Origin of the sequence: Selenomonas sp. oral taxon 478 (assembly GCF_001189555.1) — a bacterium.
GTDB lineage: Bacteria > Bacillota > Negativicutes > Selenomonadales > Selenomonadaceae > Centipeda > Centipeda felix.
This window is the reverse complement of the sequence record NZ_CP012071.1, coordinates 616,785-637,589: the sequence shown is the minus strand read 5'-3', so window position 1 is coordinate 637,589 and position 20,805 is coordinate 616,785. Positions and strand designations below refer to the sequence as shown.

Annotated in this window: 11 protein-coding genes; all 11 read left to right on the top strand. The window is 58.0% G+C overall.

What is annotated here, in order from left to right; genetic code table 11:
- The 11 genes from fliD (at window position 1) to ADJ74_RS02995 (ending at window position 20,663) form a co-directional block, all read left to right on the top strand.
- A complete protein-coding gene (gene fliD / locus ADJ74_RS03045; protein WP_050341778.1) occupies window positions 1-1,644 on the top strand; it encodes a flagellar filament capping protein FliD in 1,644 nt (547 codons plus the stop codon).
- An 18-nt stretch (window positions 1,645-1,662) separates the two neighbouring features.
- Window positions 1,663-2,079: a flagellar export chaperone FliS gene (fliS, locus tag ADJ74_RS03040; RefSeq protein ID WP_050341776.1), complete on the top strand. Its 417-nt coding sequence runs from the start codon at window positions 1,663-1,665 to the stop codon at window positions 2,077-2,079.
- A complete protein-coding gene (locus tag ADJ74_RS03035; RefSeq protein ID WP_050341775.1) occupies window positions 2,069-2,413 on the top strand; it encodes a hypothetical protein in 345 nt (114 codons plus the stop codon). Before fliS ends, ADJ74_RS03035 begins: the two co-directional genes overlap by 11 nt.
- 424 nt (window positions 2,414-2,837) lie before the next feature.
- Complete coding sequence (locus tag ADJ74_RS03030; RefSeq protein WP_050341773.1) at window positions 2,838-4,163, top strand: flagellin; 1,326 nt, start codon at window positions 2,838-2,840, stop codon at window positions 4,161-4,163.
- A 113-nt stretch (window positions 4,164-4,276) separates the two neighbouring features.
- Complete coding sequence (locus ADJ74_RS03025; protein ID WP_050341771.1) at window positions 4,277-8,194, top strand: glycosyltransferase; 3,918 nt, start codon at window positions 4,277-4,279, stop codon at window positions 8,192-8,194.
- Window positions 8,191-9,669 (top strand): glycosyltransferase family 2 protein, encoded by a 1,479-nt coding sequence (locus tag ADJ74_RS03020; RefSeq protein ID WP_050341769.1) that lies wholly within the window; start codon window positions 8,191-8,193, stop codon window positions 9,667-9,669. The genes ADJ74_RS03025 and ADJ74_RS03020 overlap by 4 nt, the downstream gene beginning before the upstream one ends.
- Window positions 9,666-12,899, top strand: a complete 3,234-nt coding sequence (locus tag ADJ74_RS03015) for a hypothetical protein (RefSeq protein ID WP_050341767.1) — start codon at window positions 9,666-9,668, stop codon at window positions 12,897-12,899. The genes ADJ74_RS03020 and ADJ74_RS03015 overlap by 4 nt, the downstream gene beginning before the upstream one ends.
- Window positions 12,896-15,613 (top strand): hypothetical protein, encoded by a 2,718-nt coding sequence (locus tag ADJ74_RS03010; RefSeq protein WP_050341766.1) that lies wholly within the window; start codon window positions 12,896-12,898, stop codon window positions 15,611-15,613. Before ADJ74_RS03015 ends, ADJ74_RS03010 begins: the two co-directional genes overlap by 4 nt.
- Window positions 15,570-17,063 carry a hypothetical protein gene (locus tag ADJ74_RS03005; protein ID WP_371257530.1) on the top strand — a complete coding sequence of 498 codons (1,494 nt, stop codon included), beginning with the start codon at window positions 15,570-15,572 and terminating at the stop codon, window positions 17,061-17,063. Before ADJ74_RS03010 ends, ADJ74_RS03005 begins: the two co-directional genes overlap by 44 nt.
- Complete coding sequence (locus ADJ74_RS03000; RefSeq protein WP_050341764.1) at window positions 17,050-17,928, top strand: tetratricopeptide repeat protein; 879 nt, start codon at window positions 17,050-17,052, stop codon at window positions 17,926-17,928. Before ADJ74_RS03005 ends, ADJ74_RS03000 begins: the two co-directional genes overlap by 14 nt.
- Entirely contained in the window at window positions 17,925-20,663 is a 2,739-nt protein-coding gene (locus ADJ74_RS02995; RefSeq protein ID WP_050341761.1) for a glycosyltransferase, read from the top strand. The genes ADJ74_RS03000 and ADJ74_RS02995 overlap by 4 nt, the downstream gene beginning before the upstream one ends.
- Window positions 20,664-20,805: the final 142 nt, after the last annotated feature.

Here is a 20,805-nt window from a genome sequence, read left to right as displayed (position 1 = left end):
ATGGCAGGAGCAAGAGGCATTTACGGACTTTCGGGTTCGGGGATTGATGTGGAGTCACTGGTCAAGGTCGGCATGATGTCCGAACAGAAGAAGTATGACCGTATCTATAAGAAGGAAGTCGAGACGGAGTGGCGCAAAGAGGCCTTTGCTGATGTCTACAGCGCGGTGAATACATTCCGCAGCAGTATGTCTGACATGCGCCTAAGCTCGCGGACGAAGCCGATGACGGCGACGAGCTCCCTCTCAGATGCTGTGACGGCAACGGCAAATGCAAATGCCGGCGTGATGTCGCATACCGTGGAGGTCACGCAGGCAGCGTCGAACGCCTATCTGATGACTGCCTCGGGGCAGAAGGTGGCGCGTACGAACACGGCAGCTCCCACGAGCGTCGCACTGAAGGATGTTGCCTTTGCGGGCGGCACAATGCCGGCAGGCATGACGAGCACCGATACGGCGCTCAGCTTTAAACTTTCAAACGGGACGGGCACGACGGAGATCAAGTTTACGGCGGAGGAGGTATTCACAAAGAACCTTACGCTCAACGATCTCGCGAAGCGCATCAACAATGCACGCTTTATTGGCAGCGACGGCAAGAAGTCAGCGCTCAGCATTACGGCGAGCTACGATGCCGTATCCGATGCATTTTCCATCGTGAACACGAAGTCGGGCAGTGACAATAAGGTCAGCCTTTCCGTGGATACGGGGGCACCCTCGGCAACGTACACGACGGCACTGCTCAACAACTTGAAGCTCGGGCAGGTCAGCGGCGGGGCGATCAGCGCACCGCTTTCATTTACGATTTCGGGCACGACGGCCAAGCTTGAGGCAGCGGGCGCGAATGCGAGCGTCAAGGTCGACGGCCGCACCTACACGAATCTGCAGGACAATAAGCTGCAGGTCAACGGCGTCACCTACACCTTTAAGAAGGCAACGCCTGTAGGGACGCCCGCACAGGTTACGATCGCACAGGATCAGGACAAACTCGTCGAGAACGTCAAGAAGTTCGTCGAGGACTACAACAAGCTGCTCGATGATCTCCACGGACGTTACAACAACAATAAGTATCCGGACTACGGCGTTCTGACGAAGGAGCAGGAGGCCGGGATGTCGCGTGAACAGGTCGACAAGTGGAACGAGCGTGCCAAGTCGGGGCTGCTCTACCGCGACGGCTACCTCCGTTCGATCATCAGCGATATGCGCGATGCCGTGACCAATCGTGTCGGCTCTGCACCGGGACGCTACAACCACCTCGCGGCAATCGGCATCACGTCGAAGGATCAGAGCGGACATCTGAAACTCGATGAGAACAAGCTTCGCACGGCGATCGCAGCGGAGCCGGATGCGGTCAACCAGATCTTCTCCCATACGGATGACGACGACAACTACGGCGACAACGGTGTCGCTACACGCCTTGCCGAGCGCCTCGGCAAGCGCATGGAGTCGCTCAAGAGCCATGCGGGCATTACGGCGGACAAGTCCGACCGCAGTGAGCTCGGCAAGCTCATCGAAAACTACGAGAAGCAGATGAGCGATTTCAAGCAGCTCATGAGCTCCTTTGAGAATCAGCTCTACAAGAAGTACAATGCGATGGAGGAAGCAATCTCGAAGCTCTCCTCGCAGTTTGGCTTCTTCTCCAGACAGTGATGCTAGGAGGATTCCCACATGGTCAACAGTGCCGCGGAGGCCTATAAGAAGCAGCAGATCATGACGGCAACGCCCGAGGCGCTGACGCTCATGCTTTACAACGGCTGCCTGAAGTTCATCAAGGAGGGGGCCGACGCGCTCGCCGAAAAGAACTATGAGGCGGCAAACACCTCGCTGCAGAAGGCACAGAACATCATCTCCGAGTTCCGCGTCACCCTCAATATGGACTACGAGATCTCGCATCAGCTCATGCCGCTCTACAACTATGCGTACGACCGCCTGGTCGAAGGAAATCTCGATGACAATTTCGACGCGATCAAGGAGGCAACGGACATCATCACCGAGCTTCGCGATGCGTGGGCACAGGCGATGAAAAAGGCACGGGAAGAAAAGGGCCGGCAGGGAACAGAGGGGAGCGGCGTCTATGCCGGATAACGTCTACGAAGAGGCGCGTTCCCTCTGGGAAAAGTACCGTATGCTGACACATGAACTCATGAAGTTCATCGATGAGGAGGAGGTCGATACCTTCCTCGCCCTCGTCGATCAGCGCGGGCAGGTCATCGAGATGCTGCAGGCGCTCCCGTCGGATCCCTATCGGGACAGTACGGATTTTGCCGCACTCGACGCGGAGCTCCGTCCGCTCGAGATGCAGATCCAGTACAAGGCGCGCGCGTGGCTGAACCGCTCGCGCCGCCGCAATGCGGCTGTGCACAGCTACGATACGGGCGAGGGCAGCCCTGTGGGTGCCTATCTCAATCGGCGGCATTAAGAGGGGCCCAATAAAAGTCCCTTGGATTGGCGCAGATGTTTCGTCTGAACAAGGGGGAGAACCGGACGCAGCGTGATGCTCTGCGGAGGATTTCCTGCCGAAGTGCGGGCAAAGAAGATGCGTCAAGATGATGGGGCTGCGTTTATTCGTGATTCCTTAAGATAAAATGCTTTTCTTCTGCCTCTTGACAAGACGGCAGAAAAAAAGTAAACTATTTTATGAAAACCACTTAAGAACGTCCCCGTTTGGACGATATATTATATGTAACAGGGTAATACGCAAGCGGTGCGGCTGCCATGGATGGCCAGCTAGCAGCCATCCAGGATAGACGCGTCACTTGCTTATTATACAGCGGGCATGGATGTCCGCACATAAAAGTTAAGATTCCGGCATAGCCGGGAACACACCAGGGAGGAATTTTCACATGGCAATGGTAGTTAAGAACAACATGTCGGCGGTCAACACGCTCAACATCCTGAACAAGAACCAGTCGGCTCTTGCGAAGAGCCTGCAGAAGGTCTCCTCAGGCATGAAGATCAACGATGCCGGCGACGATGCATCGGGCTATGCCATCTCCGAGCGTATGCGTGTCCAGATCCGTTCGCTCGATCAGGATAAGCAGAACACGCAGAACGGCAACAGCATGATGAAGACGGCCGAGGGCGCTGTCGCAAGCACGGTCGAGATCCTCAAGACCCTGAAGGAAAAGGCCATTAATGCTGCGAACGACACGAACACGGACGAGGATCGCCGCACGATCCAGAAAGAGATCAACCAGATGGTTGATCAGATCGACGACAATGCGCTTGCTACATACAATGGCAAGTACCTCGTTGATGGCTCGCGCAACAGCATCGGCACGGCAACCTGCACGACGCTGACGAACAGCGCACTGAGCACGGCTGCGGCATGGGGTTCTGCGCTGACGGCACTCCAGAGCCGTCAGAACGAAAGCCTCAACATCCAGTCGACGGATAACGTCACAGTCTCCTATGTCCGTCAGGGCAAGACCTACACGACGACCTTCTCAGTCGGCTCGAGCACTCTTGCGGACATTATCGGCAAGACGGCGTTCAACGGCACGGATTCCGTGAAGGGGTCGGAGCTTGTCGGCGGCACGACGAATGGCGCGTGGATCGGTCTCGACAAGGCCGGCAACAGCGTCTACACAGCGGACAACAAGACGGCACTCTCGCTCAGTGCTGCTGGTGCCGGTACGACGTTCCAGGTCTCGGCGTTCACGATCGGCATCACGGACAACACGGGTGCTCTCCGCAAGACGGCGAACACGGCGCTCGACAGCTTTAACGAGCGCATCCGCGCAGAGAACAAGTCCGAGGACAATGCTCTCGTTCTCCAGACGGGTGTGAAGTCGAACCAGGCGATCAAGGTCAGCATGACGGATATGCGTTCGCTCGCACTCGGCATGAAGGGCACAGATGGCTCTGTCATCAGCGTCCAGACGCAGGATAAGGCAAACGCTGCGATCAACTCGATTGACTCCGCTCTCCAGAAGGCGCTCGACGAGCAGGCCAACATCGGTGCTGTTCAGACACGTCTCCGCTACACGGCTTCGAACCTCACGACGGCGTCCGAGAATGTCCAGAACTCCGAGTCCACGATTCGCGATGCGGATATGGCAAAGGAGATGACGGAGTACACGAAGAACAACGTTCTTCTCCAGGCTGCTCAGTCGATGCTCGCACAGGCGAACCAGAACAGCTCTGCTGTCCTCTCGCTCCTCCGCTAATTCGCTGCGGCGATTTATACGGAATTCAGGAATCCCTCCCCTCGGGGAGGGGTTCTTTTTTTGCCAAAAACGTTTCTATCGCTTATAATGAAAGCAGAGAGAGGGGGGGCTGCATGAGGGTATCTGCATGCTATATTGTCAAGGACGAAGCGGAGGAGCTGCGCCGTTCTCTTGCCTCTGTACGAGCTGCGGCAGATGAAATCATCGTCGTATCGACAGCCGGGAGTCCTGTGGTGCGGGATGTGTGCGCAGAGTTTTCGGCGGAAGTTCACGACTTCGCATGGCAACATGATTTTTCTCTTGCCCGCAATAAGGCCCTGCAGTACGTGACGGGAGATATTGTTATTTTTTTGGATGCGGACGAATACTTTCTGCATCCGAAACATCTGCATGAGACCATCGGGAATATTGTACAGACCGCCCCTGAGCTTGATATTATCATGGTGCGGCGCTATTCATTCATTACGGATGAATCCATGATCGATGCACAGCAGGACTACAGCCCGCGGATTCTCCGTATGCCGGGGATGCACTATGAGGGAATGATCCATGAACAGCCGCTGCGTGACGATGGGCAAGAACGGATCCTGGTCTATGCAGATGAAGAGCTTTCTCTTGGGCATACGGGATATCTTTCAGAACGCGGACCTGAGAAGATAAAACGCAATATTGCCATGCTGGAGGAGGATGCGGCGCGGCATGGGCATACGACGATGCACGATGCTTATCTTGCGGACTGCTATTTCGGACTGCAGGATTATCCGCGTGTTCTTTCCCTGTCGCATAGGGTGCTGGAAAGCGATGTCATCCTTGTTGGCGCAGGGAGCAAGATCTATCATCAGATGATTGAGTCGATGCGTGCACTGCACTATTCTGATTCACAAATGCTTGCTCTTGCCGACGAGGCTCTTGCGAAGTATCCGGATCTTCCCGATTTTTATGCGCAGCGCGGGATGATTCTTTGCGGACTGTCACGATATCCTGAGGCAGCAGAGAGCCTGATGACGGCACTGGATAAATTTGATCATGGTTTTTCAGAACTTCACGATTCGAGCTTCTTTAACCCCATGGTGGCCGCGCGAGTGGCGGCGCGTCTCACTCAGATCTATATGCATCTGGGGGATGAAGCACAAGCAAAGTCATGGCAGGAGAGAGAAAGGGCATATATGCAGGGAACTTCTGCTGAAATCGGAGAGGATATTCGCATCAGTGCCTGCTATATTGTGCGCGATGATGCCGTACATCTGAAAAAATCAATCGAGAGCCTGAAAGCTGCCGTGGATGAGCTTATTGTTGTCGATACGGGGTCTCATGATGATACCATGGCAGTTGCGCAGACCTGCGGAGCCGCCGTGCACGAATTTCCCTGGGCGGATGACTTTGCTGCGGCGCGCAACGCGGCACTTTCCCACGTGACGGGCGATTGGGTCATATTCATCGATGCAGATGAATATTTCTCCGCGGAGACGCGGGGGAATCTTCGCACGGCGATCGAGATGGCCGACGCGGATGACGGTGAGGTGCTTCTCGTTCCCTGGCATAATATTGATGAGATGACGGGTGAAACACTGCTTGACTCTTATGCGCCGCGAATTTTCCGCCGCCGTGCAGGGCGACACTACATCGGGCACATTCATGAAGAGCTGCGTGATGCGGATGGTGCAGCGCCGAAGGCAAATACGGTCGCTCCGAATCTTTTGACTCTCGTACACACGGGGTACTCTGCCGTGCTTACACGTAAGAAAGGAGAGCGCAATCTGCGCATTCTGCTGGCAGAGCTCGCCGAGACAAAGGAGCCGGAGCGGATTTGGGGCTATCTCGCGGAGACTTATGACAATCTGGGGGATGTTCATCATGCAGAGCAGTACGCACGCAAAGATGTGGCACTCGGACGGCGTGGTGTCGTTTACGCAAGCCGCTCATGGCGTATTCTGCTGCGTATCTATGGGATGCAGCCAATGCGGCGGGATAACTACCTCGATATTGCAGAGAAGGCAGTGAAGGCATTCCCGGAGCTGCCCGAGATGCATGCGGAGTATGCGGAGGCTCTTGCTGCATTTCATCGTTACGGCGCGGCAGTTGAGGCAGCTGCGCCGGCACTGGAGCTGGCGTCCCCCACGGGAACGGAACAGTCCTTTTTTACGGATGAGATGAGAGCGGAGCTGCAGCGCCGTGCGGAGATCTGGCAGCGTATCGATGCCCACACACATGAGATCCGCATTGCAGCATGCGTCTTTGCACGCAATGACCGTCAGGATATGGAGCGCTGGCTTGAAAATGCCGCGGCCTATGCAGATGAACGCATCGTGATTGATACCGGGTCGACGGACGGCATGCGGGCGTTGGCGGAACGTGCAGGGGCAAGAGTTTATGATTTCACGTGGCAGGACGATTTTGCCGCCGCACGCAATGCTTCTCTTGTGCACGTGGATGCTGACTGGGCAGCGGTGCTCGATGCGGATGAGAGTTTCTTCGATCCCTCGGAACTGCGGTCCTATCTTGCCATGATGGATGTCGTGATGCCGCATAAAGATGCTGTCCTTCTGCCGATTGTGCATGTGGATGAGGATGATGATGACCATGAGATCGGGCGTGCGCCGCACATCCGCCTCCTGCGGATGGGCCGCGGGCTTTTCTACGAGGGAAGGGTGCATGAGGCACTGCGAAAGAAGGACGGTGAGCCACAGATCTATCATGAAATCGCCGCCCTTTCCATCCGTCATGTGGGGTACTCGACAGGGCGGATGCACGCGAAGCACGTGCGTAATCTTGCCTTGATGGAGCGGCGCATCAGCGAGGAGGGGATCCGCCCCGGGGATTATCGTTACCTTGCCGATACTTACTATGGCCTCGGACAGTATGCGGCGGCACTGCTCTATGCACGTGCCGCACGGGAAGATCATGTCATATCGGTCGGTGCACAGAGTCATCTGCATCACCTTCTGCTCGATGCGATGGAGAAGGAAAATACACCGCTTGCCGAGCAGATCGCAGCGGCACGCACAGCATGTGAGGCCTTCCCGCACCTGCCGGACTTTCATGGGCGGCTTGGACTGCTTTTGGATGCTGCCGGAGAGGCGGCATTACCGGAACTGACGCGTGCGATGGAGCTCTATGAGCAGCCCGAGGAGACAGAAGGCGAGGCGTCGGCATTTTCTGCATGGGCAGGGACGGTATCCGCAGCGCGTGCGCGTCTTCTTGCCGCCGCAGGGGAACGTGCGGCAGCAGCGGAAGAACTTTCACGTGCATTCTCTCTTGGAACGGCGCGTGAGGAGCCCCTGGATGCCTTTATGGAACTGCATCGCGGTATGGATACGGGCACGCTGCTCACAGCACTGCGGGAGCGGCTCGGCAGGGATCGCGAGGTCCTTTCTTATCTTATCCGTTTTGCTGACAGTTACGGTTGGCTGCATTTGGGTGAGGCGGCACGTGATGCGTATCAGCAGGAGACGGGCACGGAGTTTCCAGAGCCTCTGCCCTATCAGTGGATGCGTTCGGATGCGCCCGTGGAACTGGGGCAGCATATTGTTGGAGCGCTTGCGGGAGACGTACGGGAGATGCCCGAGGTATTGCTCCGTCTCGAACAATCCACGCATGCAGGGCGTCTGCGCCTCTATGAACGGCTGCGCAGCCTTCTGCCGTGCGCGATACAGGAGTTCTGGCGGCATTATGATGAGCCGGATGCCGTCCCGCGCCCGCAGAGTACGGAGGGGCTGCATCTCGTGCGCGAGGCGTTTGTACGCTATGCGGATACGGATCAGACCGAACGTTTTTTGCGCGCTGCGGCATCATACGGTGTCGAGGAGCTGTACGCCGCTGCCGATGCCTATATGACGGCGGGACGCGATGCGGAGGCACGTACTGCATGGGAACTCTGCGCGCAGCAGGGCGGCGCGGAGGCACTCTACAGGGCAGGGCTCTGTAGAGTGCGCATGGGCGATGCGGACGCAGGACGTGAGTATCTCATGCAGGCGCTGGCGACGGCTCCTGCACATCGCAAGGCGAGGGAATTGATGGAGTGGATCGGATGAAAATCTCAGCGTGTGTCATTGTCAAGAATGAGGCGGAGAACCTTCCGCGCTGGCTCACCTCGATGCGCAGTTTTGCCGACGAGATGATTGTCGTCGATACGGGCTCGACGGATCGCAGTGTGGAGGTCGCACGTGCAGGCGGTGCACGGGTGCTCCATTTCGACTGGATCAACGATTTTTCCGCAGCGAAAAATTTTGCGCTCGATGCGGCGACGGGCGACTGGATCGTCTTCCCCGATGCCGATGAGTACTTTACGGAGGAGAGCAATCCGCGCGTGCGCCCTCTGCTTGAGGAGTACGACGCACATCCGTATCTTGACGGCTTCATCGTGCATCTCGTCAATATCGACGTGGATACGGGGGCACTTCTCGGGACAAGTGCTGAGGTGCAGCGCATCTTCCGCCGCGCACCGCACATCCGCTTTGTGGGCAGCATTCATGAGCACATAGAGAATCTCAGCGGCGATACGGCGCGGCAGATGATGATCGCGCCCGGACTGACGCTTTATCACACGGGTTACTCGCCGCGCATCATCAAGGGCAAGTCGCAGCGTGATCTGGAGCTCCTCCTTGTGCGCCGTGCACGCGGAGAGTACGCGAAACTCGACGAATACCATCTGATGGACTGCTATTATACGCTTGAGGACTATCCGCAGGCAGCACACTATGCACGCCTCGCACGGGACAGCACGGATCGGCCGGTCGGTTCGGAGAACCGCCCTCATGCGGTTCTCCTGCAGTCTCTTATTCTGATGGGGGCATCGGATGCGGAGATTCGAGAGGCGTATGATGCGGCGCGCGCGGCACTTCCGGAGAAAGCGGACTATCCGCTGATCTACGGAACGTATGCGTGGGATCAGTCGTATATTATGACGGCGTGTGCCGCCTACGCGGAGGGGATCCGCCTGCATGAGGAATACTACCGTGAAGGGGACTTCTCCGCCGTGCTTCTTCCAACGGCCTATATGCGCCTTGGTGAGGCAGCACTGCTGCGCAATGCGAAGGAGGAGGCGATTCTATCGGCGGAGCATGCACTTCGCCTGAATCCGCGCCATGCACCGCTCCTTGCGGCGTTTCTGCGGATCATGGCAAAGGTTGGGGCAGACGATGCCGCGCTGATTGAGATTTTGAACGGGATCTATGATCGTGAGGCAGATGCGGCATTTCTCGCTTCGGTGCTGGCAGGCGCGGACGTTCCCCTCGCAGCGCTCTACTATGATCGGCGTAGTAGGGCAAAGTTTCCGCCGCGCCGCCGCCTCCTGCTCGCAGGGGATGCGAATGCGGCGGCGGCATCGCTCATCGAGGAAATGGAGTGTGCTGCTGCCGTCGGTGCAGCCTGTGGAAAAGGATTTTCTGCAGAGCAGCAGGGGGCTCTTTCCGTCCTCCTGCCGCGTTCCTGTACCGAGATTCTCGCAGCACCCGAAGCACAGCAGATGCTGCGGAGAATTGCGCGGCTGGCGGAGGTGCGGCAATGAACGGGCAGAAGCTTGAGGCACTGCGTGACCGTATCTTTACGGCGCTTGAGCGCGGATCCGTGAGAGAAGCGCGGCGCAGCATCGAGAAGCTGCGTCGCTATGAGCCGGCGGAAGCGGCAAGTCTCCTGACGGCGCTCTGCATTGAGGAGAGGGATGCGAAGGGGGCCCTGAAGGCATGGCAGGAGTGCCGGGCACTTCTGCCCAAGGAACCCTATACGGTATTCCTTCGTGCACGCATTCACCTCCTTATGGGAGAGCGCAGGGCGGCACTGCGTGTACTGACCCCTCTTTTCGGCGCTCCCATGTCTGCGGAGGTCGCGGAGAAGGTCTATAATCTCGCGGGGCAGTGTGCACGCTTTCTTGGGGCTGCGGAAAAGGCGGTGGAGTTCTACGCGCGTGCGCGCGATGCTGCGCCAAATCTCACGCTGCGTGCGCTCAATGCGAGCAATGTGCTCTTTAACCGCCACTATCTTCCTGCGGCACCTGCCGAGGAGAAGCGGGAGGCAGAGGAGTACGGGGCGCTCTTTGCGCAGATTCGGACGTTCGATCACTGTGCACACCGACGAGGGCAGCGGCTCCGCATCGGTTATCTCTCTCCCGATGTCAGAGAGCATGTGGTACTCTCGTTTTCGTATGCGCTGATGACGGCGCTCGACCCTGCGCGCTTTACGGTAACGGCCTATGCGCTCGGCACGGAGGATGGCTATACGGAGCAGGTCAAGCGTTCGGTGCAGGGGTTCCGCAATCTCTCACACGTCACGCCCGAGGAGGCGGCATACGCGATTTATCGTGACGGCATCGATATTCTCGTGGATCTCGCAGGGCATACGGCAGGCAGCACCCTGCCGATTCTCGCCTATCGTCCCGCGCCCGTCCAGATTTCGGGCATCGGCTATTTCTCCTCTACAGGTCTCAGGACCGTGGATTACTTCCTTGCCGATCCCATTCTTGCCGCAGGGGATGCGGAGCAGGGCTTTACCGAGGAACTGCTCGTCCTCCCTGCGACGCATTTTTGCTGGCAGCCGCTCCGACCTGCCCCTGCCCCCGCCCACGCTCCGACGGCAGGGCGCAGTATTGTGTTCGGCAGCTTTAATAACTTTACCAAGGTCAATGACCATGTCCTGCGCGTATGGGCAGAGATCCTGCGCCGTGTGCCGGAGAGCCGCCTCTTTCTCAAAGCGGCGGTTTTTTCCGAAGAGGATGCACGCGCAGAGATGCTGACGCGGATTGCGGCAGCAGGCATCTCACTCAGCCGCGTGGATACAGAGGGGAATTCTCCGGACTATCTCGCCGCATACAATCGTATGGATATTGCACTGGATCCCTTCCCCTATCCCGGCGGCGGGACGACCTGTGATGCACTCTATATGGGCGTGCCCGTCGTGACGCTTTCAGGAGAGACACTCGGCAGCCGCTTTGGTGCATCGCTCCTCACGAATATCGGGGCGGAGGCACTGATCGCTCATACGGAAGAGGAGTACATCGCCTTGGCCGTTTCTCTTGCAGGAGATGCATCGATCCTAGATGCACTGCACACGGGGCTGCGTCAGATGCTGGCGCAGTCGCCTGTGATGGATGCCGCAGGGTATGGAGCGGCGGTCGGTATGGCATACGAGCAGGTATGGTCAATCTATGAACAGCACAGTGAACCGCTAAAGTCCATCGATGATCATGACGATAGTATCTATAAGGACAGTAAGGCCCTGCGTGATCGTATGTTTGCTCTGCTCGGCGCGGAGCAGTATGCTGCGGCACAGGAGATCGCGGAACGCGCCATTGCTGCGGGCGGGCAGGACGATATGCTGCGCTATCTCTATACCTATGCTGTGGAGCGGCAGGGAGATCTGCCGCGCGCGATGGCTCTCGCGGAGGAGTATCTGAGCACGGGGCGCAGTGCACTGCGCCATGAGTTCATGCGGCTGCGTGCTGCCGTCGCCTATCGGATGGGGGATGTGCGGGCGGCGGAGTTCTATCGCTGCGCCTACGAGGAGGAGCCGTCGGATCCTTCTCTGTATAGTTCCTTCCTCTTGGCACAGAATGCACAGGATGTGGAAGAGAAGGAACTCTTTCGGGCGCATTGTGCCTACGGCGATATCTTCGCCCATGTGCCGCAGTATGACTGCCGAACCCCATACGCACATCAAAAGATTCGCGTGGGCTATATTTCACCGGATTTTCGCCGCAATGTTCTGCAGCATTTCGTACAGCCCTTTCTGACGATGTATGACCGCACGCGCTTTGCGGTCTATGTATACAGCACGGCGGAGCAGCCGGATGAGGTGACGGCGGCGCTGCGGCCTCATGCGGATCAGTGGCGGGAGATGGGCGGACGCACGGCGGAGGAGATCGCTGAACAGATCCATGCGGATGAGGTGGATATTCTCGTCGATCTGGCGGGACACGCGGCGGGCGGCGCCTTGCCCGTGCTCGCACGACGCTCCGCTCCCGTGCAGATGATGGGGCTCGGCTATATGGCGACATCAGGGCTCTCTGCCGTCGATTACTTCCTCACGGATGCGCTGTGCGATCCCCTTGATGGTGAGCGTGAACGGTATTTCACCGAGAAGCTGATCCGCCTGCCAAGTCAGTTTGTCTACGTTCCGCGTGCGGGACTGCCCGTGCCGACGGGGACGCCCGCGCGTCAGCGTGGAGCGATCCTCTTTGGGGTGTTCAACCAGTACCGCAAGTGGACCGACGAGATGCTCTGTGTATGGCGGGAGATTTTGGAACGCGTACCGCAGTCCAAACTGTTGCTGAAGTCGCAGGTGTTCTTTGCCGCTGCGATGCGGAGAGCGGCAGAGGAACGCCTTGCACGGCTGGGATTTGATCTTGACCGCATCCTGCTGGAACCTGCGACGACGGACTATATGGAGCGCTATCTCGATTTGGATATTGCGCTCGATACCTATCCGTGGCCGGGCGGCGGGACGACCTGCGACGCGCTCTATATGGGCGTACCCGTGGTAACGATGTACGGTACGCGGCGCAGCACGCGCTTTTCCTATGCGATGCTGCACCTCGTCGGTGCGGAGGAGCTGGCGGTCACATCTGCCTCGGCATACATCTCCTGTGCCGTCTCACTGGCGGAGGATCTGGATCGTTTGGACGGGATACACTGCACGCTGCGCAGGAAGATGGAGACATCGCCGCTCATGGATCAGGCGGATTATATGCGTGCGCTGGAAGAGGCTTATATCATGGCATTGAGAAATGTCGGACAGGGGCTATGATGAAAAAGAAGAAAAAGCAGAAGGCACATGCGGTAAAACGACGCAAGGTGCAGAAGATTCGGCTGGGCTATCTTTCTGCGGATCTCGGACAAGGCCGCCTGCGCGAATTGCTGCCCATGTTCTTTATGGCGTATGATGCCTTTCGCTATGAAATTTATGCCTATCATACGGAGATCGGCGGCGATTCGTTACGTTTTGCTGAGAAGGCGGCGGTACGTGAGGTCGGTACGTGTACGCCTGAAGGAGCAGCAGAGCTCATTCGCCGTGATCATCTCGATCTGCTCGTCGATCTCTCGCTCGATGCGGTCAGCGAGCATCATGCTGCGGTGATGCGGCAGAGACCGGCAGAGCATATCGTGTCGCTCGCAGAGCATGTTCCCGAGGGGCTTGCCATGCGCCTTCCGATGGTCGATGGGCAGGAGGTCTTCCCCTACTGCTATACGCAGATCGAGCAGGATGCGGCATATACCTATCGTGCACCGCTGCTCGATACGGGCATCCCAACCATCGGCGTGAGCGGCAGCATGACGGCAGGCGAATCCTCCCATTTCTTGGAACTCCTGTCGTGCCTGCTGCCCGCGATCGGCGATGTGCATCTCGTCTTGCCCGCATCCATTGCGGGGGGGCTGAGCGCAGAGGACATCGAGCAGATTGCTGCGCGCGGCAGTGCGGGGTCGTCCCTTGACTTTGTGGATGATCTACCATACGATACACTGGATGTCGTGCTTGGCATGTCGGTCGATCTCATCGATGTCTGCCATGCGGCAGAGCATGGGATTCCCTTGATTACCGCCGAGCATCTAGTGCGGGATCGCTATGCGAAACATCTGCTGTGTCAACTGGAGCTTCCCCCACGATGTGACGTACAAGAAGCGGCAGCTGCGTGCCTGGCTCTGTGCGCTGACCGTGAACGATTGTCAGCGTGTCATGGACTGCTGCGCTGGCGGCTGATTGATTTTTGCGATGCGGGGATGCTTCAATTTGTACTGGAGCGTGCCTACGAGCGCGTCCTTGCACAGGGAGACGGACGATCTTCCGCTGCGCTGAGTGATGAACTTGCCCGTGCCGCCTCCCGTCAAGACTGGAATGCGGTTCTCACTGCTGCACATCAACTGGATGGGCATGATGCACTCTCTGCGGAGCAGCGCATGAGCCTTGCGTGGGGCTATCACTTCGGCGGTGCTGCCCCGCTGGCGGCACGGTGGGCAATGTCTGCACAGGGGCTTCCCGCGGACCGTGAGGGGGCGCGGCTCTACCTCTCGGTTTCGGGGATTGTGCCGGGAACACAGAATGGCGTGTTTGAACGTGTACAGCATGGGCTTAAGCGGGTCGAAGAAGGTCTCTCCGTTGTACCGGAGGTTCGGGCAGCGCTTCTGAAGGCATATGCAGATCATGCGCCTGCGGACAGTGATGCGGAACTGGCATCGCAGTGTGCGATTGCCTATGCGCGTGAGGCGGCAGATCCGTTTCTCCAACGCGTTTACTATGGTGCCGGACTTCTGAAGCTCAATGCGGCTGATGTCAGTGCGCAGGAGGTCTATGAGAAGAGCCTAGGCTATGGCGCGCTCTTTGCTGATGTGCGGCCCTGCACGCATCAGGAACGGCGAAAAAAGGATAAGATTCGCATCGGCTATATCTCCGGGGACTTTCGTCAGCATGTCATGCAGTACTTTGTATGGCCGTTTCTTGCCGGGTATGATGCAAGTGCGTTTGACGTTTACGTATACAGTCTTGGGAAGTCAGATCAGTATACAGACTTCTTTAAGACACTCGTGACGCGGTGGCGTGATCTTTCAGCGCATGAGCGGGATATGGAGCGGATTGCGCGGGAGATCCATGCGGATGAGGTAGATATCCTATTTGATCTTGCGGGACATACGGCGGGCACGGGGCTTGCTGCTCTCGCCTGGAAGCCGGCACCTGTCCAGCTCTCGGGGCTTGGCTACATGGCAACGACGGGGCTCCGGACGGTGGACTACTTCGTGACGGATCACTGCTGCGACCCCGAGGGAAGCGGAAGTGAGGCGTTCTATGTGGAAAAACTCCTGCGCCTGACGAGTCAGTTCTGCTATAATGGGTATACGCACCTCCCTGCATCGACGGGAACGCCGGCACGGGGGCACGGCTATATCCAGTTTGCATCCTTCAACCAGTATCAAAAATTCCGTGATCCTGTGCTGCGTGCGTGGCAGGAGATTATGGAACGTGTGCCGCAGGCGCGGCTTCTCCTCAAAAACAATGCCTATTCGAAACCGGGGGTGGTGCAGTCGGCGTACGAGCGACTGCAGCGGCTCGGCTTTGATATGAACCGTGTGCAGTTTGAGCAGGCCTCACGGGATTATATGAATCGCTATCTCGATGTGGATATCGCTCTCGACACCTTCCCATGGCCGGGCGGCGGGACGACCTGCGATGCCCTCTACATGGGCGTCCCTGTCATTTCGTACTATACAGCACGCCACAGCACGCGTTTCACGTACAGTATTCTGGCAAACATTGGACTCTCCGATCTCGCATCGACCAGCCTCTCGGACTATGTCGAGACGGCCGTGGCTCTGGCGGGAAACCTCGATCTCCTCGATGCCCTGCATCGAGAGCTTCGCGATCGGATGAAGGCATCGCCCGTCATGGATCAGGCGGGGTATATCCGTGAAATGGAGGAATGCTATCGTGCCATCTGGGCAAAGTGGGAGAGCGAGAACACGTCCCTCTAGCCGTGTCTTTGCCCCTGTGGAAAAGGCGATGGCAGCAGGACATCTGGAAACAGCACTGCGGACGCTGCGGGAAATCGAACGGGACAATATGCTCCCGCAGGAGCGGGCATGGGAACTGCATGAGCGCATGGGACAGCTGCTCTACTGGCTGGCCGACCTCCCCGCCGCACTGCCGCATCTGCGGCTGGCGTGGGAGCTGCCGCGTGAGAACCACGGAGATCGCCTTGCTGCACTGAGCAACTATCTCATGTACCTCCACTATGTGGACGGCATTACGGATGCGATGATGCACGATGCCCATGCAGTATACGCACAGATGCTCGGGACACTGCCAGAGTTTTCCCACGCGTCGCATCATCGTGATAAGCTGCGCATCGGCTATCTTTCGCCGAACATGACGGACCACATTGTCCTGAACTTTGCCGTACAGCTCTTTTCCGCCTACGACCGAGCACGCTTCTCCGTCCATCTCTACGATGTCGGGGGGCAGCACAGCGAGGTGACGGACTGGGTCGCTGGGATGGCGGACGGCTATCAAGACTTGTCGAAGTGCAGCCCACAGGAGGCGGCGGCACATATCCATGCCGATGGGATCGACATCCTCTTTGATCTGGCGGGACATTCGGCGGGCGGAAAGACACTGATGATCGCCGCGCATGCGCCTGCGCCTGTGCAGCTCTCGGGCATCGGATACTTCAATACGACGGGACTCTCTGCGATGGATTACTTCCTGGGTGATCCATTCTGTGATCCGCCGGGGGAAGAGGCGCATTTTACAGAGCAGATTCTGCGTCTGCCGCAGACACATCTATGCTTTACCCCGTCGGAGCGGTTCCGTCCCTATGAGCACCTGCAGCGCACCCCGCATGAGAACGTCGTCTTTGCCAGTTTCAACAACTTCGCAAAGATCACGGATGCGATGCTGACGGCGTGGGGGGAGATCCTGCGCGCTGTGCCCACGGCGCGGCTCCTGCTGAAGAATGTGCATCCGCTGAAGGAGACGCTGACGCGGATGAAGAAGCGCGCCGTGCGGGCGGGGATCGATCCGGCGCGGCTTGAGCTGCGGCCGGGGTCAAAGGACTACCTCGCGGACTATCTGGATGCGGATGTGATTCTGGATACATTTCCGTACCAGGGCGGCGGGACGACATGCGAGGCCCTCTGTATGGGGCTTCCTGTCGTCGTGCGGGCAGGGACGCGCCATGGCGCACGGTTCGGCGTGAGTCTCCTGCACAATGCAGGGCTTTCCGAGTTAATTGCGGACAGTACGGAGGAGTATATCGAACGAGCCGTTTTGCTGGCGCGTGACAGGGAACTTCTCGGTGCACTGCAGACGGCTGTTCCGCGCATGATGCGCGCTTCTCCGCTGATGAACGGCATGGGCTATGTCCGCGCAATGGAGGACGCGTATCAGATGATATGGGAGCGGTATCTTCATGAAAAAACGTAAGAGAAACCGCGCAGAACGTGCACGCCGAAAACGTGCGCGGCGGGAAGAGAAACGGCAGATGAAAGGGACGATGACGATGGCAGAGAAGAAAATCATTACGGCAGAGCAGATTCATGCGTATCTGAAAAAAGGACAGTACGCAGAGGCGATCAATGCCTTTGCCGATGCCCTTGCTCAGGGAGAGCCGCCGAAGGAGTGCTATGGAGACGTGGCACATGCCTACTTCGAGATGGGAGATTACAAGCGTGCGGCAGACTGGATCTCGAATGCACTCTCCATCAATGCGGACAATGTCGATGTGCGCATTCTGCTCGCGCGGATCTGTCAGCGGGAGAAGCGGACGGATGATGCGCTGAAGCTCTACGAGAATATCCTTTCCCTGCATCAGGCAGTGCTTACGGACGCACAGCGCGCAGAGATCGAGCGGCGTGCGGGGCTCGATGCGCGCCTCACGCAGGATAGAACGCGTGCAGAGTATCCGCATCTCGCGGCCCTCTTGGGACTTGCCGCTGCGCCGACGGCACCGATGAACAGTGCCTTGCCGGGATCCGTTCCTGCTGCGCCGGCATCTCAGTCCTCCGGTGATGCAAAGGCACAGGCAGCACAGATCATGGCGCAGCCCATCCGCCCCGCCGAGAAGACGGCGGCACTCAATGCCTTCGCCGGTGCGGCATACGTGCAGAATGACTATGCGGGCGCACGGGAACTTCTGACGGCGGCACTTGAGCTTGATCCCGGCTGTGATGTGACGCTGCGCAATATGGCACTCCTCCTGCATGAGATTGGTGAGCGGGAAAAGGCTCTTCAGGTCGCGGCAAAGATGGGGCAGACGGACTTCATGCTCCTGCGCACGCTGAAATCGTGAGCGCGCTCAGCATTGTTCTTACGCTGACGGAGGCGGGGGAATATCTGCGAGAGACGGCAGAGTCCGCCCTTGCGGCAGCGTCTGCGGCGAATGTTGCGGCAGAAGTGATCGTCCCCGTTCCGCAGGGAGCGGAGGACGCCGTGCGGGCGGAGCTCCATGATCTGCCCTGCCGTATTCTCCCTGTGGCGGAGGAGCATCCTGCTGCATGGAACAATCGCGGCGCAGAGGCAGCCTCGGGCGATCTGCTGCTCTTTCTGCAGGAGGGCGTGATCTTTACTGCCGAAAGTCTGGGGACGATGGAGCGCGTATTCTTCTTTGATGAGCGCGTCGCTGCAGTTGGTCCCTATGGAAATCACACGATCTTTTCATGGCAGTATATCAACGCCGAAAGCATCGCCGCAGAGGGCTCAGATCCGGAAGCGTGGGTGCGTGAGCATCGTAAGGAAACCACGGTGAGTGCATTCCTTGAAGGCTTTGCACTTCTTGTGCGGCGTGCGGCGTTTTTCCGGCACGGACAATTTGATGAAGCATTTGAGGGGAGCGGCGGCGCCGATATTGACCTCTCGTTCCGCCTGCGCTGCGCAGGATATACACTCCTGCGTGTGCCTGCCTATGCTGCACACCGTGCAGCGGGAAAGTGTGAGCTCTGGGATCTGACGCTGACTGCCATGCGTCCACCGCTCTTGGAGCGATGGGGACTGGATGTCGGTGTGCCGGAGATGCTCTGGCAGAGAGCGCTCGACGGCATCGGTGAGGCGTGGGATCCTGCCCTCGTGCGTGCGACCTGCCGCAGTGCGGCTCTGTATGCACCGCTCGTCAGCATCATGATTCCGACCTACAATCGTCCCGATTATTTCCGTGAAACACTCGAATCTGCCCGTGCACAGACCTATCCGAACATCGAGATCATCGTCTGCGACAACAGCACGGACGAGCGGACGGCGGAGCTGATGCAGGCGTACGGGGACGATGTGCGCATCCGCTATGTGCGCAATCGCGCGGCACGGACCAAGGCGGAGAATTTTATGCCGTTCGAGCGTCTGGCACAGGGGGAGTATCTGCAGTGGTGCATGGACGATGACATCCTCCTGCCCGACAAGATCACGCGCATGATGGATGCCTTTCTGCGTGAGCCGGGCATTACTCTGACCACGTCGCTGCGCGGCGTGGTCGACGGCGGCGGAAATTATCTCGGATTGTGGCAGGGGAACGTGCCGGTACACGGGACGTACGAGTGTTATCGCGGTGCAGCAGTCGGCCGGGCGACGCTGATGGACCGCTCAAATTTCCTCGGTGAGCCATCTGCCGTACTCTTTCGGCGCAGTGATCTCACGCACCACTATTGGCGGGCACAGGCGCGCGGCTATCAGACCATTTCGGACTGTGCCATGTGGCTGGAGCTCATGGAGCGCGGCGATGCGGTCATCTTTGCGCGCCCTCTCAGTCTCTACCGCCGCCATGAGGGGCAGGAGGGCGCACAGGCAGAGGTCATCGTGCGCAGCCGCGTGGAGTGGCGCCGACTGGTCGAAGAATATTGGCATAAGCGTATCTTTATTACGCAGGAGCAGGATTATCGGATTGTTCTTGCACGGATGGCGGAGGAGCAAAGTGTCATTGCTCCCCTGCTTCCTTCGGTATCTGCAAAGCTGCGGAAGGCGTACGAGCAGGATGTGTATCCACTGCCCATGATGATCATGAATCGTGTCGAGGCATGTACGAGCATTCGCCTCGATGCACCGCTTGGTGCGTTGGAGCGGCGCGGCGATATCTTTCTGAGCGGAGCCGTGCGGGAAGGCGATGCGGCACTTGATTTCTATGATTTTGCGGATTGTCGGGATACACTTATCGTATTGGAACGCGGTGATGTGAGACCAGATGTGGCTGTCTGCGCGATAATGAAGAAGCTGGGGGAACATCATAATATTTTCCTCCAGGAAGTTGATGATCATCCGTCGGCAATCGGCGATCTTGCCGCACGGAACTTTTTCTCATTCCGTGCTGCCTCTGCGATACAAACCTCCACGAAGTATTTGGTGGATCAGCTGCGGCAGTTTAACCCGTATATCTATCTCTTTGAGAACCAATTGGCGGAGCTGCCGTCCGTACGCAGCTATGATGAGAACACACCGCAGGTGACGATTTTCTTCGGGGCGCTGAACCGCCGCGCGGACTGGGAGCCGCTGATGCCGCTGATCAATGAGGCCATCCATAAACATGGAGAACGACTCCGGTTCATGGTGGTATCAGATTATGGATTCTATGAGGCCCTGCAGACGGAGGAAAAACAATTCATCAGCGGCATACAGTCCGGCTATGTTTTTGTGTCGTATGACCGTTATATGGCGGCGCTCCGCTCCTCAGATATCGCTCTCCTGCCGCTCAACGATACGGAGTTCAACCGTGCCAAATCCGACCTCAAGTTCATCGAGGCGGCAGGGAACGGTGCGGCGGTGCTCGCCGCACCGACGGTCTATGCGTCGACGGTCCGCGACGGGGAGACGGGGCTGATCTACCGCAGTCCAAAGGAGTTCGCACAGAAGCTCGACCTCCTGATCCGCCGCGCTGATCTCAGGCGCACGCTCGCGGAGAATGCCTACCGCTATGTGGCAGAGCACCGCCTTCTTGCAGGGCATCTGGATGAGTATATCATGGCATATCGCGAGCTCTTTGACCGCAGGGAGGAGCTGGAACGGGAGCGCCTGCGGCGTGTGGCGGAATTTTTTCCCCATCTGTAATATAACGATAGAGAAGCTGTTGTTTTTCACAGGGAAAGACAGCAGCTTTTTGATTATGCATCTGCGGCATGTCAAAGAGTGTGAATAATTGCTCTTCGCTGTGACTTTGGATAATGATTGACAGATGTTTCGGCGGCTTTTA